Source organism: Collinsella aerofaciens (assembly GCF_015548375.1).
GTDB lineage: Bacteria > Actinomycetota > Coriobacteriia > Coriobacteriales > Coriobacteriaceae > Collinsella > Collinsella aerofaciens_AB.
In genome coordinates this window covers 102,756-128,628 of sequence record NZ_JADMWW010000003.1, presented here as the reverse complement: position 1 = coordinate 128,628, position 25,873 = coordinate 102,756, and the positions used below count along the sequence as shown (strand labels likewise).

Annotated in this window: 22 protein-coding genes; 9 read left to right on the top strand and 13 right to left on the bottom strand. The window is 57.7% G+C overall.

Annotated features, from left to right (window positions below):
* Nucleotides 1–73: 73 nt before the first annotated feature.
* Entirely contained in the window at nt 74–3,505 is a 3,432-nt protein-coding gene (locus tag I1969_RS02690) for a SpaA isopeptide-forming pilin-related protein (protein ID WP_195232634.1), read from the top strand.
* 66 nt (nt 3,506–3,571) lie between these two features.
* Here I1969_RS02690 and I1969_RS02685 read toward each other — a convergent pair whose 3' ends face one another.
* Nucleotides 3,572–3,790: a hypothetical protein gene (locus I1969_RS02685; RefSeq protein WP_022094153.1), complete on the bottom strand. Its 219-nt coding sequence runs from the start codon at nt 3,788–3,790 to the stop codon at nt 3,572–3,574.
* 21 nt (nt 3,791–3,811) lie between these two features.
* Nucleotides 3,812–6,970: a hypothetical protein gene (locus tag I1969_RS02680; protein ID WP_195232632.1), complete on the bottom strand. Its 3,159-nt coding sequence runs from the start codon at nt 6,968–6,970 to the stop codon at nt 3,812–3,814.
* A 198-nt stretch (nt 6,971–7,168) separates the two neighbouring features.
* Between I1969_RS02680 and I1969_RS02675 the strand changes: the two genes are divergently transcribed.
* Complete coding sequence (locus tag I1969_RS02675) at nt 7,169–8,191, top strand: helix-turn-helix transcriptional regulator (RefSeq protein ID WP_195232630.1); 1,023 nt, start codon at nt 7,169–7,171, stop codon at nt 8,189–8,191.
* The gene (locus I1969_RS02670; protein ID WP_195232628.1) at nt 8,178–9,095 is read left to right on the top strand and encodes a helix-turn-helix transcriptional regulator; all 918 of its coding nucleotides are present in this window, start codon (nt 8,178–8,180) and stop codon (nt 9,093–9,095) included. The genes I1969_RS02675 and I1969_RS02670 overlap by 14 nt, the downstream gene beginning before the upstream one ends.
* Here the strand turns inward: I1969_RS02670 and I1969_RS02665 are convergent.
* Entirely contained in the window at nt 9,092–11,986 is a 2,895-nt protein-coding gene (locus tag I1969_RS02665; RefSeq protein WP_195232626.1) for a helicase C-terminal domain-containing protein, read from the bottom strand. The two genes, I1969_RS02670 and I1969_RS02665, sit on opposite strands and share 4 nt — an antisense overlap.
* On the bottom strand, nt 11,980–12,945 hold the full coding sequence (locus I1969_RS02660; RefSeq protein ID WP_195232624.1) for a D-alanine--D-alanine ligase family protein: 966 nt from the start codon (nt 12,943–12,945) through the stop codon (nt 11,980–11,982). Before I1969_RS02660 ends, I1969_RS02665 begins: the two co-directional genes overlap by 7 nt.
* 85 nt (nt 12,946–13,030) lie before the next feature.
* On the opposite strand from I1969_RS02660, the gene rlmN reads away from it, so the two are divergent.
* Nucleotides 13,031–14,083: a 23S rRNA (adenine(2503)-C(2))-methyltransferase RlmN gene (gene rlmN / locus I1969_RS02655; protein ID WP_055287295.1), complete on the top strand. Its 1,053-nt coding sequence runs from the start codon at nt 13,031–13,033 to the stop codon at nt 14,081–14,083.
* A gap of 198 nt (nt 14,084–14,281) precedes the next feature.
* On the opposite strand, the gene I1969_RS02650 is transcribed toward rlmN, so the two are convergent.
* From I1969_RS02650 to rpmH, 9 genes are all read right to left on the bottom strand, one after another.
* Nucleotides 14,282–14,536 (bottom strand): hypothetical protein, encoded by a 255-nt coding sequence (locus I1969_RS02650; RefSeq protein ID WP_006236197.1) that lies wholly within the window; start codon nt 14,534–14,536, stop codon nt 14,282–14,284.
* Complete coding sequence (locus I1969_RS02645; RefSeq protein WP_172676351.1) at nt 14,526–15,431, bottom strand: ParB/RepB/Spo0J family partition protein; 906 nt, start codon at nt 15,429–15,431, stop codon at nt 14,526–14,528. The genes I1969_RS02650 and I1969_RS02645 overlap by 11 nt, the downstream gene beginning before the upstream one ends.
* Nucleotides 15,424–16,224: a ParA family protein gene (locus I1969_RS02640; RefSeq protein WP_022093800.1), complete on the bottom strand. Its 801-nt coding sequence runs from the start codon at nt 16,222–16,224 to the stop codon at nt 15,424–15,426. Before I1969_RS02640 ends, I1969_RS02645 begins: the two co-directional genes overlap by 8 nt.
* A gap of 104 nt (nt 16,225–16,328) precedes the next feature.
* Complete coding sequence (gene rsmG, locus I1969_RS02635; RefSeq protein ID WP_229028214.1) at nt 16,329–17,096, bottom strand: 16S rRNA (guanine(527)-N(7))-methyltransferase RsmG; 768 nt, start codon at nt 17,094–17,096, stop codon at nt 16,329–16,331.
* Between the two features lie 96 nt (nt 17,097–17,192).
* On the bottom strand, nt 17,193–17,762 hold the full coding sequence (locus I1969_RS02630; RefSeq protein WP_195232620.1) for a Jag family protein: 570 nt from the start codon (nt 17,760–17,762) through the stop codon (nt 17,193–17,195).
* Nucleotides 17,763–17,806: 44 nt separating this feature from the next.
* A complete protein-coding gene (locus I1969_RS02625; RefSeq protein WP_006236192.1) occupies nt 17,807–18,577 on the bottom strand; it encodes a YidC/Oxa1 family membrane protein insertase in 771 nt (256 codons plus the stop codon).
* A 29-nt stretch (nt 18,578–18,606) separates the two neighbouring features.
* Nucleotides 18,607–18,831, bottom strand: coding sequence for a membrane protein insertion efficiency factor YidD (gene yidD / locus I1969_RS02620; RefSeq protein WP_082421942.1), 225 nt, complete (start codon nt 18,829–18,831; stop codon nt 18,607–18,609).
* Nucleotides 18,828–19,166 (bottom strand): ribonuclease P protein component, encoded by a 339-nt coding sequence (gene rnpA, locus I1969_RS02615; protein ID WP_006236191.1) that lies wholly within the window; start codon nt 19,164–19,166, stop codon nt 18,828–18,830. The genes yidD and rnpA overlap by 4 nt, the downstream gene beginning before the upstream one ends.
* Before the next feature lie 20 nt (nt 19,167–19,186).
* Entirely contained in the window at nt 19,187–19,321 is a 135-nt protein-coding gene (gene rpmH, locus I1969_RS02610) for a 50S ribosomal protein L34 (RefSeq protein WP_019127408.1), read from the bottom strand.
* 366 nt (nt 19,322–19,687) lie between these two features.
* On the opposite strand from rpmH, the gene I1969_RS02605 reads away from it, so the two are divergent.
* From I1969_RS02605 to I1969_RS02585, 5 genes are all read left to right on the top strand, one after another.
* Nucleotides 19,688–21,055 carry an ATP-binding protein gene (locus I1969_RS02605; RefSeq protein ID WP_229028213.1) on the top strand — a complete coding sequence of 456 codons (1,368 nt, stop codon included), beginning with the start codon at nt 19,688–19,690 and terminating at the stop codon, nt 21,053–21,055.
* A 15-nt stretch (nt 21,056–21,070) separates the two neighbouring features.
* Entirely contained in the window at nt 21,071–22,795 is a 1,725-nt protein-coding gene (locus I1969_RS02600; protein WP_195232616.1) for a DnaA ATPase domain-containing protein, read from the top strand.
* A gap of 238 nt (nt 22,796–23,033) precedes the next feature.
* Complete coding sequence (gene dnaN / locus I1969_RS02595) at nt 23,034–24,137, top strand: DNA polymerase III subunit beta (protein ID WP_022094338.1); 1,104 nt, start codon at nt 23,034–23,036, stop codon at nt 24,135–24,137.
* A 9-nt stretch (nt 24,138–24,146) separates the two neighbouring features.
* Nucleotides 24,147–25,253, top strand: coding sequence for a DNA replication/repair protein RecF (recF, locus tag I1969_RS02590; protein ID WP_195232614.1), 1,107 nt, complete (start codon nt 24,147–24,149; stop codon nt 25,251–25,253).
* A complete protein-coding gene (locus I1969_RS02585) occupies nt 25,240–25,803 on the top strand; it encodes a DciA family protein (RefSeq protein WP_117746866.1) in 564 nt (187 codons plus the stop codon). The genes recF and I1969_RS02585 overlap by 14 nt, the downstream gene beginning before the upstream one ends.
* The last annotated feature ends 70 nt before the right edge of the window (nt 25,804–25,873 follow it).

Here is a 25,873-nt window from a genome sequence, read left to right as displayed (position 1 = left end):
ATGAACCATGGCGGTAGCCTCATCCCAAGCGCCGCGGCCTCCCCGTGCGGCGCACGAGGGATAAGGAGCAGCCATGTCCAACGCACCCACGCACTCTGTCCACAGCGCAATCGCAACAGGTCCGCTGCTCCTGCTCCTCTTCCTGCTTTTCGGCTGCCTGGCACCGGGAGCCGCATTTGCCGTCGATGGCTACGACCAGCTCGGCTTCCGCACTATTAGCGATGATTGTGGGCCCTTCTTCATCGGCAAGTATGAAGCTCAAGACGCCTCAATTGCCTACTGCATGAACCAGGAGCGCCCCGGCCCCACCAAGCCGGGCGGCCCATGGCTCAACTTTGATCAAGGCTGGGTGTGGCTCGACGACGAGTTCGCGGCAATCGTTTGTCACGGATATCCCACCACCACGTCGTTTGGCGGTTACCATCTTTCACCCGATCGCGCCCGCGCCGCCACCCAGCTTGCCGTATGGATGCTCAACGGCACTACCCATGTCGACGGCACCTACTCCTACACGACCGCTCAGGGTAAAACCAAGAGCGGACACTTTACCGCCGACAATGAAGTCGTGGCGGCTGCGCGGTGGCTCCACGACAGCGCAAAATCGGGAAGCATCAAAGCCGCTCCGCACCGCGCGCGACGCTATCTAGGGGCCGTATCGGGTGGCAGCAAACGTCAAGACATGCTCTATGTACTGCCGGCGGTGTCTGTTTCCTTCCAAAAGCAGTCTGCTAACACCGTTATTACCAGCGGAAACAATACCTATCAGTTTACCGGGGCAACATTCGATATTTTTGAGAGCGCCAGCGGCGCGCGTGTCGGCACCATCAAGATGGACAGCAACGGTCGAGCGCAAGCAACACTTCTGCCCAACACGGCATACTACCTAGTTGAAACGAAGGCGCCGGCCGGCTATGTCCCCCGCCACGATCGTATTGCCTTTACCACGGGGAATGACGGCGGGCGGGTCGCCATTGATGAACAGCCCGGCACCATCAACCTGCGTATCGTAAAACTCGATGCCGCGACGAATGCCGGCCACCAGGTGGGATCTTCGCTCGCAGGAGCAGAGTTCACGTGTGTGTCGCAATCAACCCCTGGATGGGCACAAATCCTCACGACCGACGAAAGCGGTCGGGCCACCCTCGCCGATGTCCCCTTAGGAACCTTTACCATCTACGAATCAAAAGCCCCCGAGGGCTACCTGCCATCCAACGACAGCTGGACCTATACCGTTGGAGCCGACCAGCTCGGCGATTCAGGCGTGGTCGAGATCGAATCTCGCGTTTCCGATATCCCCATTGCGTTTAACCTTGAGATTTCCAAATTCAAGGATTACGGCAATAGCGACCAATCCGGCCTGGAGCAGCCGGCGGGTGGTGTTGTCTTTGAGGTTGTCAGCAACAGCTCTCAGCAGGTTGTTGGCACACTGACCACAAACATCTATGGCTTTGCCTCCACCGAAGATCAGCCCGAAGCATGGTTCGGCACAGGCAAGCGACCCGCCGGTGTCCACGGAGCCGTCCCATACGACCGTGCCGGCTACACGGTTCGCGAGGTTCCGGAAACCGTCCCCGAGGGTTTTAAACGTGCAGGGGAATGGACCGTCGGGGCAAATCAGATTTCCGACGGCGCCGAGCTTCAATATATCGTGGACAACCACGCTCTGTCGACGCATCTCCAGATTGTAAAACGCGATGCCCAAACAGGCGCTTCTGTTCCCCTAGCCGGATTCACCTTCCAACTCCTCGACAGCAATCACGAACCTGTCTCACAAACTTGCTGGTATCCAGCACATAACGTAATGGACACCTTTACGACTGACGCGACCGGGACCGTCACACTGCCCGAATCGCTCGTGCCGGGCACCTATTATGTACGCGAAACCTCGGCCAAAGAGCCCTATCTTGTCGGCGAAGAAATCGAGGTAAACATACCCGCCGACATGAACCTAACGCCCGTTGCAATCGCCTCGTATTATGACCACGCCGCGACCGGAAATATCAGGATCGTTAAAACCGATGCCGTAGACGGCAGCAGCCTCGCGGGCGCCATCTTTGAGATCCGTGCCTCGGGTGATATCGTGCGCCCCGACGGTAGCATTGCCGCACTCGACGGTGAGGCTGTCGCTACCGTCACGACGGATGAAACTGGAGAAGCACGCGCGGACAACCTCCCACTGGGATCTGGCACCGCACGCTACGAGGTTGTCGAGACTCAAGCGCCGGCAGGCTTCTTGCTCGATCAGACAACCCATATTGTCGACCTTACTTATGCCGACCAGAAAACACCCGTTGTAGAAGCACGGCTTAACGTATCCGACGATTACACCAAGGTTGATATCTCCAAGGTCGATGCAAGCGGTGAGCAGGAAGTAGAAGGCGCACGGCTCACCTTATATGGTCCCGATAAAACCGAAATAGACTCCTGGACCTCATCCGACAAGCCACACCGCGTCGAACATCTTGCACCCGGCACCTACTCGTTGCGCGAAATGATGTCTCCGCGGACCTATAACCTTGCCAAGGAGATAACGTTTGAAATAAAGGATACGGGAGAAATCCAATCCGTCGCGATGAGGGATGCACCCATCGAGATCAAGGGGCAGGTCGACAAGCGTCAGGAACTTGTCCAACCTATCGAAAAGGGCCTGTTGGCTAACGGCGATGGTAAAAACCGTGCCGCGATGCAAACCAATACGGATGGGCTTTTCTCCTATACCATCGACGCTCGAAACGATTCAACTACCTGGGTTGATGAGTTTACAATTACCGATGATCTTGAGTGTGCCGAGGACGATACGGCGAGATTCGTCTCAATCGAAACCCCCGTCGCCATCGGCGACCTCAATGGTCTGTGCAACGTGTGGTATCGCACGACGCCGTTGGACTCGACAGACGTCGATGAGCCGGCAAACGCGACACTTGACGATGGGCACGAAAATCCTTGGCTTGAGTCCGACGAAGTAAGGGAAAGTCTGGGTGAAGATTGCCGCCTCGTCGATTACGACGGCTGGCACCTCTGGAAGGCGGATGTCTCGACCACGGAATCCACCACACTCGAGGCGAAAGAACTCGACCTTGCGTCCAATACCGTCGTAACGGGCATTCGCATTGAATACGGTGCGGTAGCCGCCGACTTTACGACTCGAAGCGATGCGGATTCTTGGAACCGCGATGATCTCAAAGATGAGCACGACGATCTTGACGATGCCAAAGCAATCCTTGGCACAGACGCTCGGGGCGCAATCGTGCACATGCAGGCGACGTCGGCTTATACGCCCCAAACCGCACTCACCAACAGCGCACACGTCGATCTTTGCCGCAACGGCGGCGGCGATAAACTTGAGTCACATGACGATGACCGTGTCATTCAACGCTGTACCCTACCGCAGGACCTACCGGCAACAGGATCAGCTCCCATCGCCGCTTGCATCACCGCGCTCCTGACCTCGGGTGCCGCAGCCCTATGGTTCGCTCGCCTTAGGTCGATCCCAAAGAAGCGCTAGCGCGATGAAAAAGCGGGCGAGCCAGTCCCCTGGCTCGCCCGCTTTCAATCATGTAAATCGCCGTATCTACTCTGCAGACGAAGATCCACCATCAACGATTGCCTGCTCGGACTCAGGAATCCCATCGGCACCCGTACTCTGTTCTTGCTCCACCTCTTCGCTGATTGCGGAGGCGGGGGTCGAGCCCTTTGCACCCACGATGTAGGCAGCCCCAAATCCTAACGCAATGGCAATCAAGGTCAAAATCACGTAGACAGGCCAATGGCGCTTAATATACGAAAACACGTTGACTCCTTAGAGCTCCGTCTACGAACGGCGGATAACCTCGGTCACGACCTCGGATACCGTGGCAATGTTCGTCGGGTTGACATTGTGGGGCAGGTCGTCCTCGGTACGAGCGCAAGCCAGACGCGTGCCGTCCACGCCGGCGATGGTGAGGGCTCGGCGGCTCGCCTCGAGCGCGGCATAGGCATCGGTCTTGGCATAGGGCATCTCGAGCGCGCCACAATCGACATGGAACGACTTGCACACCTTGCTGACCAGGTTCATGATGCGGCGATCGCCCTTGAGCAGCTGCTGTTCGCCCTCGACCGTCACCACCGAAAGCCTACCGGCGCCGACGGATTCAAGATTGATGAAGAATACGCCGCGGAGCTTATCGCGATGCGAAGCCAAGAAGGCCTTCATGCCGGCGCCATCACAATCCGAGGCGCCCGTTGCCACAAACCAGATATCGTGACCGAGCAGCTCATCATCGCCCATAGAGGCGACAGCCGAGAGCATATCTTCGGAAGAAGCGCCATCGGAAGACGTAGCGCCGCCCTTCCAGCCATCGTTATCGTCCTCGAAGTTATCCCACGAACCGATACCGCGACCGGACTTCTTGGCATCGTAATCGTCTTCGACGCCCAGCCAATCACTCATGCTGTCCTGCTCGTTTTTCCTTTTACAACCGAACAGGCCACCCAGGCCGCGTTTGCGAGACTTGGGTGCCGCTGGGGCGGGAGCCGAAATGGTCTCGATCGGCTGCGCGCCCGACGCAACGGGCATAGAAGGCGCAACGGGTGCCGATGTGGGTTCGGGACCCTGGGCAGTAGCAAAGGGGTCGTTGACCTGGGCAGAGGGATCGGGAAGGTCGAACAGCGACGTGCGAGACGCAACGTTTGCCTGCCTCATAGACGGCAGCGACGGATCGGGGACCGAAGCCAGCGGAGACGAGGAAGGTGCAGGCGACGGTGCCGACGCCGGATCGGGAACATTTATCTGCGGACGCGGCGATGCCTGGGAGGAAATCTGGGCCATAAGGGAATCGACCGTTTCGTCCTGGGTGGGAGCAACATTGGCAACCGTGGCACCGGAACCACTCGGGGTCGGCATGGTGAAAATCTGCGTGGAGTAAGGCCTCGACTCATCCGTCTCGGGAGTCTCGGAAACCGCAGGCACTTCCTCCTGCTCGACCTCGGTCGAATCACCTTGATCGGCTGCCGCGTATTGCTCTTCGTCAGAGTTGGCCTCGACGGACTCGTCCTCGGCAGCATCAATGGGCTCGTCATCGTCTGCCGCGTCGCCCTGCTCATCGGAAACAGGAAGGGGCGCGGCAATTGCGGTGCCTTGCTTTTCAAACGTTATCGTGGAATCGAACTGCGCGGCATCAAACGACATGGTGCTATCGACGTGCTGCTGAGCCTCGAAAGACGTTGTTACCTCAACAACATCCGCTGACGTCGGTTGCTGGGACTCAAAGGACGTCGTAGCTTCGGCAGCGTCGACGGGCCCGGACTGCATAGCCTCGTTCTGCTCGAACTCTTGCGCCGCGCGCTCACGTGCCGCCTCGGCTGCCTGCTGCTGAGCGATAGCCTCCTGCTCGGCAGCCTCGCGTGCGGCAGCGCGCTTCTCCTCGAAATCGTCGACAAATTTCCTGCCCTTTGCAAGCGCACCCTTAAAGAAGTTGGAAGCGCTGGCGCCAATCGAAGAGAACGCGGATGCAATGTCGGCATGCGGCGTTGCCGCGGGAATCTCGGCCGAGAAATCAGTATCGCTCTCGTAAGACACGCGCCTCGGCTGTTCAACGTAATCGTCGTCAGACTCGTCCGCAACGTCTTGCGCCGGCGCGGCGGGAGCCAAAATGTCCAGTCCTGCCGCGGGATCGATCGCGGACACCGCCTCGGGCTCGGCAACGGCAGCGGTAACCGCGGCAGACTCATCATCCGCAGTGACAACGGGCGCAGGCTCGGGCTCAAACGTCGGCTCCTCGCCCTCCTCGTAATCGAGCGTGCAGGACTCGGGAAGCATTCCGAGTGCACGGATGGCATCCGAACCAAAGCGAATGTTGCCGGCGGCGTTGCGATAGAGCTTGGGCTCGGGCTCGGCCGCGGCAGGCTCCTCCGCCGGCTCAGCAGCGGGAACCTCGTCATTGAACTCTTCGGCCTGGACAGCCTGATTCTGATCCTCGGGCACGATGGCGCCAATCAGCGTCTCGTCGGCAGACGCACCCTCAAAGCCCTCAATCTGCTCGTCAAAAGCCTCGCCCTGTTCGGGCTCGGTTTGAGCGTCGGGAGCAATCGGCTGACCGAACTCGTCCTCGGCGTAGGTAGGCTCTTCGTACTCGATGGTGTTGCCGTAGTCGTTTTGCTGCTGGGTCGCGGCATACTCCGCCGCCGCGCGCGCCATTTCCTCGGCACGACGTTTCTGCTCCCCAAAATAGGTATCGAACGGAACATCGTCGGGAAACTCGTTCTCGCCCTGGAAGGGAGCAACGTTGTCCATAACGCCGAGCATAGCGGCGACAGAAGACTTGTTGCACACCGCGCCGGACGTATAGGGAAGAACGTGGCGGTTAGAGATGATGTTTGCCGCGTTGGCAAGTGCAACGAGGGAAGCGAGGATCGCGACAATCCACAGCAGAACCTTGAGCGCGCCGGGGAGCGGCAGGATACGCAGGATGGCAACGGCAGCAGGGGCAATCGTGGCAACGGGCAACAACTTGGCGATGAGCGCACGATACGAAGCATAGGGCTCGCGGGCGAGCAGCTCAGCACGGGGAGAGTCGTAGTGTGCGACAACGACCACCGGGCGGTTGCGCGGAGACGCGAGCGGGCCCGAGGCCTTGTGGTAGGCGATGACATTTTGGCTCACGCCCGTCTTGCCCAGGCGCGAAACCACGGGGTGGCCCGTGCGCTCGAGCACGTAAAGAACGGCGCCGACAATGGCCAGCAAGGTGCCGACCAAGCCGATACCGCCGCCGATGCCCATCAGCAGGGCGCCGGCAAACGCAAGAATACCGGTAACGGCAAATGCCAATCTACTGGGCGCCGGGGCATTGAACTCCTGAACCTCGGGGTCAAAGCCGTGGTTGCGGAAGATCTGAGCGATATCCTCGGCAGCCAAGCGCTCTTCTTCGCTGCATGCCGGCGTAATGCCGGTGTTCTGCAGCAGGTGGTTAATATAGTTCTGGGTGTTCGCCATGTGCGCTCCACATCCATAATCCGACAAATAGGCCCAATGCATGCACATTAGAACCGTATATAGTCGAAAGTATACCCCGAGCGAGCGCAAACGACCGAATTCGGGCCATCTTAACGCCTCGAGCGGACAAGGATATAGCCTAATCTCCATATCGGACTAAAATCATGGCAGCAAACCACCTTCTCATGCGAGGACTCTATGACGGCAAGCGACGCGACCGCGACAATTAAAAAGGGGAATTCGGAGCCCGGTTTCGATAAAACGGCTCAGCGCATCCTCAATCTTTTCTTTGTGCTCAACAGCTCCCCCGAACCGCTGACGACCGAGCAGATCGTCTTGGATTCTGACTTGGGATATGGCTCGGGCAATATCGACTCGGATAAGCGCAAGTTTCGGCGCGATCGTGACAAACTGCTCGAGCGTGGCATCTTAATCAAGGAGGTTCGCCCCGCCGGTGCGCAGGAGACCGAGGAAAGCTCGTGGACAATCGACCGCGAGCACACCTTTGCAGCAGGCGGCCTCATCACCGCAGACGACGCCGATATCCTGCTCAACGCCATCGACCAGACACTAGCGGCCGGCTCATCAACTTTTGCCGCACCGCTTGCCGATATTCGCTCCAAGATTGCCTATCTCACCGGTAGGACGACGGTGGACGAAGCACCAATCCGCCGCTCTCCCACCGTCGATGCGGTATGGAGCGCCTTTGCCGAGCGATGCGCGCTGCGATTTTTATATCAGAACGGACGCGGCGAGCAGAAAGAACGTACCGTCTGCGTCTACGGCATGTTCGAACGCGAGGGCGTGGCGTACTTCTGCGGCCTCGACAATGTCACCGACGGCATCAGGACATTCCGCTGCGACCGTATCGTTCGCGCTTGGCGTCCTTCGAAGGCCTACGCCATCCCTGCGGACTTCAATCTCAACGACTATCTGTTCTTTGAATTCGATTTTGCCGACCGACCGCCCGTTGCAGCCACGTTCTCGTTCGCCCCTCAGACGCAGATCGATATGATCAACGGCCTCACGCGCGGGCGAGGTGAGCTCGCACACACCGATGCGGGATGGACCTGGACCGTTGACGTGCGTGACCTTGAAGCCGCCGCCTCATTTTGCATGGCCCACGCCGTGGACGGCATGAGGCCCGTGGCCCCCAAATCGCTCAAGCAGGCGTGGAACCGCCTCATTGAAAGGACGGTGCACGAGCATGCCCGTGCGTAAACTCACCAGCGAGCAGAGACTCTCGCGCGCCATCGACATCATGGAGGCCCTCTACGCCGCCGGCGAGAGCGGCATGACACGAGCCGAGATTTGCAGCCGCTTTGACATCACAGGGGTGTCGCTCGACGAGATTCTCGAGATCGTCTCGACGCTCGCGGACCGAGAATCGGGCGCGCGCATCATCTGCGAATGCCGCGGCGAGCGTGTGGTCCTCACCGGCGACGCCGGGCATGTTCTACCGTTGCGCCTGAGTGCCGCCGAGGGCGCTGTGCTCAACCACGAACTTGAATCGTTGGGGATCGAGCCACAGACGGCAGCCCGGATTCGGCATGCTCTTCTACCCGAAGAGCTCGGCTATAACCAGCGCGTCTTTGACACCGTCAACCACGGGTCGCACTGGCAGCAGCTGAGCTGCGCCATTCAGGACGGCGTTCGCTGCCGCATCTCGTATCGCTCGATGGACGATGCACGGCCACGCGAGCGTCTGGTCGACCCCTTGCGCATTACGGCAAACGGCGACCAAACATACTTGATTGCCTGGGACATCGCAGTCGATGAGCAGCGCACCTATCGCATGGATAAAATCGAGGGACTCACCTTGACGGAAGACTCCGTCGTGTCTCACGCACCGGACGTCGCATCCCTCCACGATTCCCTTGCCCGGACGCAGCGTAGCGCAAAGCTCTTGATGCCATTCAATATGGCGGAACATCTGGACTGGGCCGGCATCACCCTAATCGAGCGCAGCGGGGCAGACATGGCAATGGTAACCGTGCATTACGGCTCCGAGCGTTGGCTACTGAGCCAGGTAATCGCAGCGGGCGGAGCCATCCGCATCTTGGATGACCCCGCCCTGTCAAAGCGTCTGTGCGATATGGCAAAAACCCTCGTTTGTCCGCTTTAGCGCCGCCGCTCGTGGCGTGCACGCCACAGTTGCAGATAGTGCCCGATCTGCGCCGATTCGATGCGCTGGTAGGAGCTCGTGGGCAGCGACGTTAAGAACTTCTTTCCGTAGCCCTTCGTCACCAGGCGCGGGTCGGCCAGAATCAGCACGCCGCAATCGGTCGACGAGCGGATAAGGCGGCCAGCCGCCTGCTTGACCTCGAGCACCGCCTCGGGCAGCGAATAGCGCGCCCAAGCGCGGTCTTCGCGCAGGTTGCGCTCGCACGAGAGCGGGTCCGTGGGGCTCGAGAACGGCAGCTTGGGAATGATGACGCAGCGCAGCGTCTCGCCGCTGGCGTCGAATCCCTCCCAGAAGGCCTTAAGCGCAAAAAGCGATGAAGTCGGCTCGCTGATAAACCGGTCGCGCAGGCGACGGGGAGATGAGTTGCGCTGCTGGCAGTTGAGTTCCAGACCCGCACGGGCCATCTTGGGCTCAACGCGGGTGTACAGGTCTTCCATGTCGCGCCGATTGGTGAACAGCGTGAGCACCGATCCGCCCATGGCAAGATGGGCGTCGACCAGCACGCGCTCGAGCGCCGTAAGATAGCTCTCACGATCGCGCGGATCGGGTATATCGCCCGCAACGACTACAGCCATGTTCGAATCAAAGTCGTAGCTCGAGTCCAAGTGCAGCGATGAGGATGTCGAAGCACCGATGCGATCGAGGCCGACCGCGTGGTTAAAGTGTTCAAAGCTTTTGGACACCGTCATGGTCGCCGAGGCAAAGATAGCCGTGTGAACCTCGGGCAGCCACTCGGTTGCCAAGGCCTCGCCAATGTCGATGCGCTCTGCGGTCATTGACTCTCCGCCGGCACGCAACCTGCGATTGACCTGCAGCGAATACACGTAGTGTTCATCGGTGCCGTCGATGATGAGTTTGAGGTTCTCGGCCAGCTCGTGCAGGCGGCGCGAGATATCGCCCAGGTCGACAACAACCTCGGGCTTGTCGGCGGCGACAGCCTGCACCAGCGCGTCGACGCTCTTGTCAGCTTGTTCCAATGCATCGATGGCAGCGTAGGCCGACGGTAAGAAATCATGCCAGTCGTCAGATTCGCGCAGCTCGGGGCCAATCCATAGATTGGCATTGTCATAACCCCCACGGGCACGGCGGCCGAGCTCGCGAACGCCATCGAACACGTCGGCGATTGCCATGCTCGCGCGCGCAACCGTCGACGTCGCCTTGGCAGTAAGGCCCAGATAGAGCGTAGAGCCCTCGGAGGTTGCCAAATCACGGGAAACCTGGCTTAGCGCACCGGTGCTCGAGCCACCCAGGCGCTCAAACAGAACGCGTGATTCGTCCGCCGACACCACGCGCGCCCACTGACGGCGCGCCTCGCGCTCGACGGAATGGGCCTCGTCGATTACCCAATGACGAATCGGAGGTAAAATCCTGCCCTCGGCCGCGACATTGCGGAACAGCAGGGAATGGTTGGTGACCACCACGTCGGCATGCGCTGCACGACGGCGAGCGCCGTGGACCAAACATTTATCAGGGAAAAACGGGCAGAGGCGACGAGCACACTCGCGCGAGGCCGTCGTAAAGTCGGGGCGGTTGACGCTGCGCCACCGAATGCCGAGCGAGTCGAGGTCGCCATCGGCTGATTGGCAGACGTACGCCATAATGACCGCGACCGCCGTGAGCGTGTCCGCCGGATCGCGCTTGGTGGTAATCTCGACCTGGCCGCGGCTCATGCGCTCAAGCTTGCGCAGGCACGGATAGTGGTCATAGCCCTTGAGAGCGCAAAATGACAGGCCACCGTCCAGTTGCTCGGCAAGTTTTGGCAGCTCATGGTACATGAGCTGGTCGGCAAGATTGTTCGATTTGGTCGCAATACCAACCGTGATGTTGTTACGGCGTGCTGCCTCGGCAAAAGGCACCAGATAGGCCATCGATTTGCCGACGCCCGTGCCCGCCTCAATTACACGATGAGTGCCCGTGACCAGCGCATCGCGGACCTCGAGCGCCATCGCGATCTGCTCATCACGCGGCTCGTAGGTGGGATACATGCGATTGACCAGGCCACCTGGCGCATAGTCTGCCTCAATCTCCTCACGACTCGGCATCTTGAGTACCGGCAGTTCGTCGGCGTCCACCCGATCGTCGGCGCGATCGGCCTTGAGAACGTCAGCACGAGCGGCGCTGAGAGAGAAGATAGAACCAGGGTTCTGCCCCGCCAAGAATGAGAAGATTGGACGATAGGACCAAGGCACGTCCGGATGCATGTCGGCTAGGCGCGCCATGAGGCCCTGGGGCAAGTCGGTGAGTGCCACGAGCAACACGCGCCATACGCCACACAGGGCGTCGACGTCGGCATTGGCACGGTGTGATACCGAGTCACAGCCAAACAGATCGGCCATAAAAGACAGCTTGTGCGAGGCCAGGCGCGGAAGCGCGATGCGCGACAGCGCCAGCGAATCGATCCAAATATCGCTCACGTTGACGCCGCCTTTGACCGACTCGATAAACGAGCGGTCGAACGTGGCGTTATGTGCGATTACCGGGCAACCACCGACAAAATCGGCGAGAGCGGCGACGGCCTCAACGGCCGACGGGGCATCTGCCACATCGGCATTTGTAATGCTCGTGAGCTCGGTAATCTCGGCGGGAATCAGCTGCTTGGGATGCACGAAGGTATCGAAGCGGTCGACGATCTCGCGGCCCGAAAGACGGGCCGCCGAGATCTCGATCAGCTCGTTGTCCTGCACCGAAAGACCTGTGGTCTCGGTATCGAGGACAATCACATCTTCCTCGATAAGGCCGAAGGACTGCGTTTTGGCGCGTTCGGCAAGCGTGGCATAGGAGTCGATGACAAACTGCGGCGTTCCTGACGAAACCGCGTCCTCGATTAGCATGCAATGCCCGCTCGACGAAGGCCCATACGGATCAGGCTGTCACAGACCTGCGGGAACGTCATGTCGTCGGTGTGGCGGATCTCATCCGGATACAGCGACGTATCGGTCATGCCGGGAATGGTATTGGTCTCGAGGATAACGGGGCCGTCCTCACTCACAATAAAGTCGCTGCGCGAGATACCCAGGCAACCGAGGGCCTTGTGAGCAGCGCAGGCAAGCTCCTGAGCGCGAGTGTAATTCTCGGGTGAAATCTGCGCCGGAATGCGATGGATGTCCGTAGGGTCGACATACTTCACGTCCAGATCGTAGAACTCGCAGTCCTTGGGCTTACGAATCTCGACAATCGGCAGAGCGCGCACGTCGTCCTCGCCGTACACGCCGACGGTGATCTCGGTACCCTCGATGCACTTCTCGACCAGCACTTTGTCGCCGTACTCAAACGCCTTGGCGATTGCCGCGGGCAGCTCGGAGGGCTCATGGACCAGGGAAATGCCATAGCTGGAACCGTTGACGGCCGGCTTCACAAAGCAGCGCTCGCCACAAACCTCGACGATATGATCGATATCGACTTCATCGCCCACCTCGAGCGCGAGGCCGGGGGCAATGGGGATGCCCGCCTTGGCGTACAGGAGCTTAGAGACCTCCTTGTCGGCACCGCAGGCGCTGGCAAGCACGCCCGAGGCCGTGTAGGGGATACCCAGGGTCTCCATGGCGCCCTGCATGGCGCCATCCTCGCCGCCGGCACCGTGCATGGCGATAAACGCCACGTCAAAGCCGCCGGTCGCCATGGTTACCATAAAATCATCGGCAGCCGTGTCGAGCAGCTCCACCGAAGTGTAGCCGGCCTCCTTCAAGGCAACCACGACGTTCTTTCCCGAATTGAGCGAGATCTCGCGCTCAGCGGAATGACCGCCCGCCAAGACCGCTACGTGCATGTTCTCTAGGCTTTTACCCGGCATGGGCAGACTCCTCCTCTATAATTTCTGCAGCTGATACCATATTGTAGCGATACCCTCTACGTTTCCCCAAAATCGAAAGGCTTCCATGAATCCCAGGACTAAATCTCAGGACATTCGCGACTTGAGCCAAAACGATATTCGCGAGCTCGTGGCCGAGCTTGGCCAGCCCGCCTTCCGCGCGAAGCAGCTCATCGAATGGGTCTTTGAGAAGAACGTTTGTTCGTTTGACGATATGACCAACCTTCCCAAGGCTTTCCGCGAGCAGCTTAAAGAGGCTTTTGCCTTTGACACGCCGACTGAACTCACCAAGCAGGTTTCCAAAGATGGCTCTCGCAAGTATCTGCTCGAGTACCACGACGGCGTTTCCGTCGAGACCGTCGGCATGCCCCGTCGTAACAAACTTTCCGTCTGCGTTTCCACCCAGGCAGGCTGTGGCATGGGCTGTGCCTTTTGCGCTACCGGTCTCAACGGCCTCAAGCGCTCTCTGACCGCTCAAGAGATCGTCGACCAGGTACTTCATGTATCCAACGACTTTGGCGAGCGCGCCACGAGCGTCGTCTTCATGGGCCAGGGCGAGCCGTTTGCCAACTACGACGAGGTTCTCAAGGCGCTGCGAATCCTCAACGACCCCGATGGCATCGGTATCGGCGCTCGTCACCTCACCGTCTCTACCAGCGGCGTTATTCCCGGTATTCGCAAATTTGCCGACATCCCCGAGCAGTTCACGCTTGCCGTTTCCCTGCATTCCGCCATCCAGTCGACGCGCAATAAGCTCATGCCCGGTGTTAAGAAGTACACGCTGCTTCGCCTTCACGAAGCGCTTCAGCTCTACACCGAGAAAACCGGCCGCCGCCCGACCTATGAGTATGCCATGATCGAAGGCGTCAACGATACGAATCCCGAAATGCAGGCGCTCTGCGACTTCTGCGAGGGAACGCTGTGCCACGTTAACCTCATTCAGCTTAACGACATCGAGGGTAGCCCGCTCAAGCCGTCGCCGATTCATAAGGTTGAGGATCTTCAGCGTCGTCTTGAGTCCCGTGGCATCGAGACCACGATTCGTAACTCCCGTGGTAACGATATTGACGCCGCTTGCGGACAGCTGAAGCAGCGCTTCAAAGTTCAGAAGAACGCATAGGGGAGTCGCATCCCAAAACGTTTCATGTGAAACATCGAACGACCCCGGTTACAGAATATGCAACCGGGGTCGTTTCATTTATTGACCTTAATTTTGAATCAGCTGCTACCTGTCCCATTTTTACGGCCAAAATAAGGGGTCCTTGTCTCATGAATCAGACAAGGACCCCTCAAAATATGCTGAGTAATTGTTAGGTACCTAATAGCCTACATTTTCCCATTGGTTGCTGACCCAACCTTGATTAATCTTGGGATTCTTCGTTACCTGAGCAGTACGCATGGCAACATCTTCTGTCATAACATCCATTTTCTTTTTGGAAGTATCGACGATATCTTGCGCGCTACGAAGCAAACGACCTCGAAGTTCATCGTCTGTCGCGATCCTATAGCCAGCAAAGGCACCAGCCGCGACAGTCGTCACCAATGCAATCGCTGTTAAAATCTTATTCCTCATCTTGGCCTCCTTGATCAAACTGAATCATTTCGCCAAGAATACGAGAGAGCTCTTCCTCGTCTTTAAACTCAATCTCAATCTTATTCTTTCCACGCGAGCTCTTCACACGCACGTTGGTATTAAAAACCTGACGAAGCACGCGGGCAGCCTTTTTAAAAGACTGAGGCGTTGCAGGCCTCGGCGTCTTAGGTGTCTCTCCGGCAGAAAACAACGGAGCAAGATTTTCTGTCGCTCTTACGGAAAGGCCCTCTGTAACAACTTTCTCTGCAAGTCGAATACGCGCGTCCTCATAGGGAACTGCAAGAATCGCACGTGCATGACCAGCAGTAAGTTTGCCCTCAAAAATCATCTGCTGAACTACTTCGGGGAGATCGAGAAGACGCAGCGAGTTTGTAATTGCAGAGCGTGACTTGCTTACTGCCTTCGACAATGCCTCCTGGGTCATCCCGCTGGCATCAATGAGTTGGCGATAGCCCTTAGCCTCTTCGACGGGATTCAGATCAGAACGCTGAAGGTTTTCGATAAGAGCAAGAGCCAGCATCTCTTCATCATTTACCTCTTTAATGATGACTGGCAATTCTTCAAGGCCAGCAAGCTTTGACGCCTGGTAACGACGCTCACCAGCGATGATCTCATAGCCGTTTCCATGCTTGCGAACCAAAAGCGGCTGCAAAACGCCATGTTCTTGGATTGACTCGCTCAACTCGCGAAGTTCAGTTTCGTTAAAGTGAATTCGCGGCTGATTAGGGTTGGGAACGATATCCTCAATAGGTAGTTTTGTTTCAGATGCGGCATTTGAAGCCGATGCAGCCGAACCGCCGGTCTCATACTCGGCCTCTGAGACCAAAGCATTGAGTCCACGTCCCAATCCGCCACGTTTCTTTACACTAGGCACGCTTGATCACCTCTTTTGCAAGGTTCATATATGCTTTTGCACCCTTATTTTGAGGTGCATAGGTAATTACCGGTTCTCCAAAAGACGGAGCTTCGGAGATTTTAACCGTACGGGGGATTAGAGTCTTAAACGCCTTATCACCAAAGTACGATTGAACCTCCTCAACAACCTGATTCGATAGTGAAGTACGCGAGTCATACATGGTCATAAGCACACCATAGGTGTCTAAGCCCTTGTTCAGCCGTGATTTGACCATCTTCATTGACTCAAGCAGCTTCGTAACGCCCTCGAGTGCGTAATATTCGCACTGGATCGGAATCAAAACGCTGTCTGCTGCGGTCAAAGCGTTGATAGTAAGCAGGCCGAGCGAAGGAGGACAGTCAATGAAAATAAAGTCAAACTCGTCCTGAATCGGCTCAAGCAAATCTTTGAGGCGGGTTTCACGAGCAATTGCGCTTACGAGCTCAATTTCCGCGCCTGCAAGTTGAATTGTAGCCGGAATAACGAATACCTTTTTACAATTTGTATCAAGAACAAGCGATTCTGCCGGCACATCATTCAACAATGCATCATAGATGCAGTGATCAAGGTCTTCTTTTTCAATTCCGAATCCACTGGTGCTGTTTCCCTGCGGATCAAAATCGACAATCAGTGTCTTACGACCCTGCTCACCCAGTGCTGCTGCAAGGTTTACAGCCGTCGTTGACTTACCGACGCCGCCTTTTTGATTGATGATTGCAATGATACGCGTGTCTTTTGCGCTCTTAGAACGCTTAACGTCGCGAAATCCCACGGTCCCTCCTGGTGTGTATTAAAGCTGTCAAACGGAGGATGTTTCACGTGAAACATTCCGAATCGATATCAACCGCCATGTTTCACGTGAAACACTGCAAGTTGTTAGTATCCATTATGTTTCACGTGAAACATCAAGGCAAGCGGATTCTTCTTTGCCACGCCATTTGCACGAGGCAATGAGACAGATGCTGGATGACTCTTCTTAAGAACAATGAACTCCCTGTGACCCAAGCCTTCAGGCAAATCAATTGCGTCATTCAGAAGCAAAGTGAAGCCGCAAATCTTAGCTGCTGACATGCCGGAAGCAAGCTCCTCATCCGAAGGATTGCCCTTGGTTATAACAAATAGCCCTCCATCCTTCAGATACGGAGCCGCATACTCAACAAGAATCGGTAGAGGGGCCAGTGCGCGGGCGGTTACAACAGAGAACTGCTTCTTATGGCTTCGAGCATATTCTTCAAGACGATCATGAACCGCATGAGCATGTTTCAATCCAAGAGCATGGACAAAGGAATTAACCGCATCAACCTTCTTGCCAACAGAGTCAATATAAGTAGCTTTACGATGCGTGGTTATGGTTAATGGAATACCAGGGAAGCCCGCACCTGTTCCCATATCGAGCAAAGCTCCCTCAGGAGCCTTGTTGATATAGGGGAGCAAAACAAGTGAGTCGAGGATATGAAGTACTGCAGCATCTTCTACGTTAAGAATACGGGTGAGATTGGTTGTCTTATTTGTTTCTAGAACCAAATCCAAATGCTGAATACATTTCCTCAGCTCAACATCAGTTACGCTCAAGGAATACTCTTTGCAATAGGAAGTTAGACGACTCAACATCTCGTCAGCCTGCTGATCAGTAAGTACTAACAACGAAAGCTCCTTTCTGACAAAAATCAGTGTATCGAGAACTTTTGACAAAAAAAGGGGACGTGGAAACCACGTCCCCTTAGCATAAGCTCGAGAAGATTATCGAGCAACAATCACCACATGGCGATCAGGGTCAGAACCCTCAGAATGAGTATCGACGGCATCATTGCCACGAAGTGCAATGTGAACCAGTCGACGCTCGTAGGCATTCATGGGCGGAAGCGAAACACTCTTATGAGTGCGGATGGCACGCTCGGCAGCAGACTGAGCCATGGAAGCAACCTTGTCCTGACGGCGACTCTTGTATCCCTCTACGTCCACTACAACCGGATACCTAAAGCCAAGTTTGCGGCTCACCAGCAAAGAGAACATAACCTGAAGGGCATCAAGGGTGCGACCATGACGGCCAATGAGAACAGCAAGGTCGGGAGCCGTTACATCCAAAATCAGCTCACCCTCGTCGCCCTCATACTCATCGATAGGAGTGTTGGCGGCATCGAAGTGCGAAAGGATGGAACGCAGGATGGAAATCGCAACATCGGCAATGGTGTCGAGCTCCTCATCGGTCAGCTCTTCACCAGCCTTGTAGCGCTGTGCAATCTCGGGATAATCGCCCGCGACCTGCGGGGCAACCTCCTCAAGCATATCCTCGATGATCTCTTCAGACATAACGTACTCCAAAGGTTAGGTACCTAAATAAGATTGATATCCCGTTACTTCTTCTTGTGCGGGCGCGGCTTCTTCTCTCGACGAGTGACCTCAACCTGCAGCGGAGCGTTCTTAAGACGCTCCTCCTCATCGGCCTTCGCCTTGTCGATGACCTTCTGCGTCACAAAAATCTGCTGGATAACCTGCCAAGCAGACGAGACGTCATAGTACAGCAGAACACCAACGGGAAGGCTCCAGCCCATCCAAAGCATCATGACCGTCATGACAACGGCCATCATACGCATGCTCTGAGCCTGCTGGCCGGTCTGGTTGCGCGACATATAGAGCTGCGGAATCAGGGTCAGGACGGCGAACAGGATCAGGCAAACCAGCGCAGGCAGTGCAACCATAAAGCCATCGGCAAAGGAAGCGCTCGGCGTGGTGGTCAGGTCGGGCAGGATGTTGAAGAACGAGAACGTGCCGTCGTTAAAGTACTGCGGCAGGTTGCGCAGCAATGTAAACAGGGCGAACAGGATAGGCATCTGAATCAGCAGCGGCAGACAGCCAGCCATGGGGTTGAACTTGTTCTCGCTGTAGAACTTCTGCATCTCCTCGGCCTGACGCTGGGGGTCGTCGGCATAGCGCTCCTGGATCTCGAGCATCTTGGGCTGCAGCACCTGCATGCGAGCCGTCGACTTGGTCGACTTGAGCATAAGCGGCGTCAGCAGCAGACGGATGATGACCACCAGAATGATGATGGACAGGCCCCAGTCGACCGCAAAGGTCTGGATGAGCTTGAGCAGCTCGAAAAGGATGTTAACGATCCAATCCCACATGTAAGTTTTCCTCCGATAGCGAGTGCCCGCTAGGGCACAGGGTCATAACCGCCGACGTGCAGGGGATTGCAGCGAGCGATGCGCCTCACGGCAAGCCAGCAGCCTCTCAAAACACCGTGCTTCTCAATCGCCTGGACGGCGTATTGCGAGCACGTTGGGTAATAAATGCAGGCGTCAGGCAATAAGGGCGAAATAACCTGTTGATATATGCGAATAGGAGCGATGGCAACACGTCGCAAAACGTGATTGCTCATCGCTCCTCCCCGGCAACGCCGGCGCGCTTCATAAGCGAACGCAACGCCTTGTCCATCTCCTGCGGCGAGGAAACCCTCGTCTTGGGAGTTGCAAACAAGATGATGTCATAACCCGCAACGGGAAATCCGCAGCTGCGGGCGGCCTCGCGCATCACACGCTTAGATCGGTTGCGCACGACGGCACAACCGAGTCGCTTAGCACCAACGAAGGCGACCCTTCCGGAGTCGCCTTCGCCAACCGATTCACATATGGTCATTCGAATCAGAGGGTGATTGAAACGACGCCCCTGACTGAACACATGCTCGAAATCTTGCCGAGACTTAATAGTCTTCATGCGAGATGTGTGTATCGCTGCTAGACAGTGAGACGCTTGCGGCCCTTGGCACGACGACGGGCGAGCACGGCACGACCACCCTTAGTGGCCATACGGGCACGGAAGCCATGGGTCTTGGCACGCTTACGCTTATTAGGCTGATACGTACGCTTCATCTTAAGTTCCTCCTGCTGCATTTCGAGTGTCCGCGGGGACGCGGACGCAGATATAGACACGTGAGCTTGAAGATTGTAGGGAAATCAATGTTCAAATGTCAAGAAATCAAAGGTAAAAGGTTGCGCAGTTCACACGGTTCCCCCATAAGCCAAGCTCGATTTAGCGGTGCATGGCAACTTTTCACGATATTTCATCGAGTTTTCAACAGGTCATGTTGGCAATGTTGAGAACTTTTCGTCCGTTTTCCAAAGTTTTCAACAAGTTTTGAAAAGTTGCCGAAAGATGAGAAACGTTGCACGGTGAGCTACTATTTGTTCGAAACCTTTTGAAAGATTGCGAGCGGCATGTCTGACGACTTTTACACCATGGTCGATTCCGGAGACCCGGCACCCGACAACGAGCACATCACCGGCGTGCGCGAAGAGCGTGCGGAAGGCGAGCAGACGACCACGCAGGCGCCAAAAGCCATGTACGCCGCGCGCATCGCCGTCTATGACGACATGCTGTCGACACCGCGGGTGATCGTCATTGATCCGCAAGATGTCCGCACGTATTTGGAAGAGACGACCAACACCGTCTACCAGTGCATGAAAGAACAAGGTGGCCATATCTCGCTCATGGTCATCCGCGAGATTGTCGAAAACTTTATCCACGCACACTTTGCCGAGCCCATCATCTCGATTCTGGACGGCGGAGACACCATCCGCTTTGCTGACCAAGGACCCGGCATCGACGACAAGGAACGTGCTTTCGACTTTGGCGTTACCAGCGCAAACAGCAAGATGAAGCGCTATATCCGTGGAACCGGAGCAGGGTTTCCCATGGTGCAGGAGTATTTGGAAAACGCCGGCGGTGCCGTATCCATCGAGGACAACATGGGCAAAGGCACCGTGGTTACGGTAAGCCTGAACCCTAAACGCGTGCAGGAAATCGAGCGTGCCGGCGGACGCGACGCTGCCGTGCGGCCCGAGACGGAGCAGCCCACATATCCCCTGCCGGGAGCTTTTGCGCAGCAGCCCATGGCAACGCAGCAGATGCAGCCCCCCGTGGGACAGATGCAGCAGCCCGGAATGCCTCCTACACAAGAACCCCAAGCGGCATCGATGTCGATGCCGCCAAGCATGCCAGAGGCCATGTCGCTGGCGGATCAGGATACAGCAGCAATGCAGCAGGCGACAGGGGCACCGGGTGGCCAGCAAATGGGCTATCAGCCGTACCAACAGGGATATCCATATCAGCAGATGCCGCCACTGGGGTATGGCCAGCAGTTCCCGCAGCAGTACCAGCAGGGATATCAGCAGCCGTACCAGCAGATGCCGCAGCAGCAGTACAACCCCTGGGCCCAGCAGATGCCGCAGCAGCAGTACAACCCCTGGGCCCAGCAGATGCCTCCGCAGCCTTACCAACAGTGGCCTCAAAGTTTTCAACAGCAAATGCCGCCGATGCAGAGTTCTCAACAACCAGCAGCTCAAATGATGTATCCTAATGCAGCAAATCAGTATGCGCAGCCACAACCGGACGTGTTCGTAAGCGATCGCGGCAACGCCGCACTGGGCTATTTGGCGCAAAATCAAGCGTGCGGTGCAACCGATCTGGCGAGGGCGTTTGGAAACTCGGCCCCCACTTGGTCACGCACGCTCAATGACTTGGCGCAGGCTGGCTTGGTCATCAAGCATGGCCAGAAATACCATCTGACCGAACTCGGCGCCGCTCGCGTGCGAGCTCAGAGCTAAAGAACGGGAGAGACAGTGGACGAGGAAGCAAGCATCATCCTGGGGGACGCCATCGCCTTTTGCCAGCGCGACGGCCAAGATGCACGCCTCATCAACATGCTGAGGCAATCGCGCGCCATAAGCCTGACCGAAGATACGCTCACGATCGAGGCCCCCTCGCGCTTTGCCATCGCGCAGCTCAAAAAGCATCAGCCGACTATTGAGGCCTATCTGGAAGAAATCGCCTTTGCACCGATCGCGCTCGACATCGTGGCACCGCAAGGCGCCGCAACGGAATCCGCTGCCGCGACGGCGCCCGCCACGGCTCCCGCCGCTTCCCCGGCGGCACCGGCCTCCGCAGGCGACGTGCCGACAATCGAGCACCAGCACAGCGATGTTTCCCGTGAAACCATGGCACCGTTGCCGACCGCGGCGGCGACGCCAACGAACGCGCCCGTCACGCACATGCCCATCGCTCACGACGCAGCGGCGGGCGCGGATTCGGGCATTGCAATCAAAAACACGCTCTCGGCCGACGATTTTCGTCGCATGATGAACCAGATGAAGGGCGGGGCGCCGACTAAATCCACGCAAGCCGCGACCCCCACCTCACCCATGCCAGCACCGACCGTGCCGGCCGAGCAGAATACGGATGGAGCCCCACTCGCCGCGAACTCAAAATTTACCTTTGAGAACTTTGTCTACGGCCCCGAGAACAGCCATGCCTATCGCTCGGCACTCAAGTTTGCCGCCCTCGCGGACGAGCGCGGCACGTGCACATCACTGTTCATCTACGGCAAATCGGGCCTGGGCAAGACGCACCTGCTGCTTGCCATCAAAAACGAGCTCGCCGAGAAGTCGCCCGAGATCAAGGTCAAGTACGCCAACTCCCAGGCATATCTGGACGACCTGATGACCGAGTTCGACCGCCAAAAGAAGAGCAACGCCCCCATCATGCAGGCGTACCACGGCGTGGACGTGCTCATCATCGATGACATCCAAAACATCATCGGTAAGCGTGCGAGCGTGGACTACTTTTTCCAGCTCATGGACGAGTTCATCCGCAATAACAAGAAGGTCGTCATCGCGGCAGACCGTGCCCCCAAGGACCTGAGCATGGACGAACGTCTGACCAGTCGCTTCAACGCCGGCATGCTCTGCCTGGTCGCAGAGCCCAGCTACGAGATGAAATACAAGATCTTGCAGCGCTATTACGAGAACACCATCGTCGCCGCTCCCGAGGCAGGCGACGACTCACTGCTGGCGGCCTACGGGGGCGACGGCGGGCACCTGACCGATGAGCACTTTAAGCACATGGCAGAGGTGTCGGGCACCAACATCCGCGAACTCGAGAGCTTCTGCGAGCGCTGCGCCGGCGAGGCGGGCGACCGCGAGCGCGAGGGTGGGGAACTCACCTTTGACGATATCGACGCCATCGCCAGCCAGTACTTCGACACATCGGCCAAAAAGATCAACGTCCAGACGGTTCAGTCCGTCATCGAAGAGCAGTACGGCGTGACGCACGAGGAGCTCATCGGCCCGCGTCGCAACGCCAATATCGCCAAAGCACGCCATATCGCTATCTACCTGGCCATCGAAATGTGCGAGATGACGACCACGGCGGTAGGCGCCGAATTTGGCAACCGCAACCACTCGACTGTCAGCACGAGTTATAAAAAGGTCCAGAAGATGATCCAGGAAGACCGCACCGTCACCGAAGACCTCAAGTCGCTGCGCGATAAAATTACACTGCACTCGTAGGGAAATAGAGACACCTGTTGAAAACTTGTCGAAACCACGGGCATAAGGTGTCTAAAACCCAATCCGCGGTGATGAAAAGTTTTGCGCAGGTTTTGAACGTGGAAAACCACCCCTTTTGCACACAGGTTGCTGTCGATTCTCTTTCTGGGTCTGACCTGCGTCTTTGGGAGTAATCAACAGTTTCGTCAGTGCTATTACTATTATTAAGATATTTATATCTATAGAAAGGTATTAAAAGATGAAGTTCACCGTCAGCCAGAGCTCGCTTACACAAGCCATCGGCGTCGTTATGAAGGGTGTCGCTTCGGCATCCACCCTTCCCATCCTGTCGGGCGTGCTCGTCAAGGCGCAAGACGGCATCTTGGAATTCCAGACCTCTAACTACACCATCTCGATCCGTCATCGCATCGCGGCGCATGTCGAAGAAGAGGGCGAGATGGTTATCCCCTGTAAGATGCTCTCCAATATCACCAAGACTCTCCCCGATGCCCCGGTCACCTTTGAGCTGTCCGAGCGCCAGGTGCTGATTGGTTGCGAGAAGAGCTCTTTCCGCCTGAACACGCTCGATGCCAATGACTTCCCCGAGTTTCCGGCCTATGCCATCGAGAGTGCCGTGGAGCTGCCGACCGATATCTTGTCCGAGATGGTCGGCCGCGTGTGGCGCGTCACCTCGACCGACAAGGCCCGCCCCATCCTGGGCGGCGTGCACATGAAGGTCGAGAACAACACCGTGCGCCTGGTGGCGACCGATTCCTTCCGCTTGGCCGTGTGCGATACGCAGGTCGAGACCTCAACCCTCGAGGGCTCCTTTGAACTCAACGTTCCGGCCGACGCCTTTAACGACGCGCTGAACATCATGGCCAGCCAGGCGACCATCATGATCGGGGCTACCGACACCCAGGTCGTCTTCGAGGCCGGCAACACCACCTACGTGTCGCGCCGCATCGAGGGCGTGTACCCCAACTACAAGCAGCTCATCCCCGATTCGTGCGTGACGAGCGTCAAGATCGACGTCGCCGCCTTTAACGCCGCCCTCAAGCGCGTGGCCGTTATCGCGAGCGCCAACCCCGCCGTCAAGTTCGAGATCGATGTCGAGAACGGGCAGATGGGCCTGTCCTCCATTTCCAATGACCAGGACCTTGCGCAGGAGACGATCGATGTCGAGGCCGAGGGCGAGTCGGGCACCATCGCCTTCAACTACCACTACATCTTCGGCTGCCTCAATGCCCTGTCCAAGGAGAAGGAGATCACGCTGGAGCTCAAGAGCTACTCGCAGGCGGGCATCTTCAAGTCCTACGACAAGATCAACTACCTGTACCTGGTCATGCCGGTCCGCATCTAGCGCTGCGCCATGACCATGTTCGCCCGCGATCTTTCCGTCGCGCACTACCGCAGCTTCGAGAGCTATCGTCTTGCCCTGGACGAGGGCGTGACGATACTTGCGGGACCAAACGCGGCGGGAAAGACCAATCTCATAGAGGCGCTGCAGCTGCTGACGAGCGGCGCCTCGTTTAGGCATCCGACCGCAGCCGAGCTCGTCCATGACGGCGTGGGCTCGTGCAAGGTCGAGCTGAGGCTCGAGGGCGACGGCCGCGTGCTTGATATGGGATTGAGCGCGGAGGACGGTAAGCGCTCGTTTAGCCGCAACGGCAAGAGGTGCTCTGCCGCCGGTGTACGCGGGGTTCTGCCGAGCGTGCTGTTTTGCCCTGACCATCTGGACATGGTTAAGCGAGGCGCCAGTGTGCGCCGCGCCGCCCTCGATGACTTTGGCATGCAACTGAGCGCACGCTATGCCGATCTTGCGAGCACCTATGGGCGCTGCGTGACCCAGCGTAACGCCTTGCTCAAGGAGACCTGGTGCTGCCGTGAGATGCTCGGCGCGTGGAACGATTCGATTGCCCGCGCGGGCGCGGCTCTGCTCGTGCACCGGTTGGCCCTGCTCGACCGGCTGGCGGGCCATGTACACACTGCCTACGGGCAAGTGGCGTCCGGCGAGGCTGCCAACGTGACCTATACGTCCACACTGGGGGATTTGCCCCAGGTCGAGGATCGCGAAGAGCTGAAGGGCTGGGCGTACGAGCGCATGCTGGCTGCCCTTGATGAGCACGCCGACGAGGAAATTCGCCGCGGCGTGACGTTGGTGGGACCGCATCGCGATGAGATTGAGTTTACCGTGGCGGGTCGCTCCGCCCGTTCATTTGCCAGCCAAGGTCAGCAGCGAACGTTGGTTCTGGCCTGGAAGGTGGCGGAGGTGGCCGTGGCTCGCGATGTCCTGGGCACCGCCCCGTTGCTGCTTTTGGACGACGTGATGAGCGAACTCGACGGCGAACGCCGCGGTGCTTTTCTGCGGCTGATCGGCGATGATATCCAGACGGTCATAACCACGACCAACCTGGGGTATTTTACCGATGACCTGCTTGATCGAGCCAAGGTGGTGAGCATGGGTGAGACGTGCTAATTACGAGCGCGAGAGCGAAACGGTTGCCTTCAGTGGATTTTTGAACGCAGAGCGTCAGCGCATCCTGGCGGCCGCGACACCTGAGCGCCGCGCGCAGATGGAGGCTGCCGAGGAGTCGCGCGCGGTCTATCGCGCGTGGAACGCGGTGTGCTCGGGCACGCGCGAGGGGCGGCATGTGACGGGCTTGCGCTACCTGCCCGAGTCCAATGAGCTGCTGGTATATCTCGATTCGCCCTCGTGGACGCAGGAAATGACGCTGTTGCGCGAGATCATCCGCGCGCGCATGGAGCGCGCCGGTGCGCATGTGGACGGCCTGGTGTTCAAAACCACCGCGCCGGGTCACACGCCGCCCGCCGCCAAGCAGCGCCTGCGCCCGGCGACGACCGAGCGCCCGCCGGCCCCGCACGCCGACCTAAGTGAGGCCGAGCGCACCGAGATTGAGCGCCAAGTGGCGCCCATCGAAGACCAAAAACTGCGCGAGGCCCTCGAGAATGCCATGAGAGCCAGTGCCGAGTGGGCCAAGGGCGTAGAAAGCAAAAAAGAGCCTTAAATCGCATCTGGTGGCCTTGTAGAGCCAAATACCCTCGTTCCCGAGGGTATTTTTTTACGATAAACTAGTA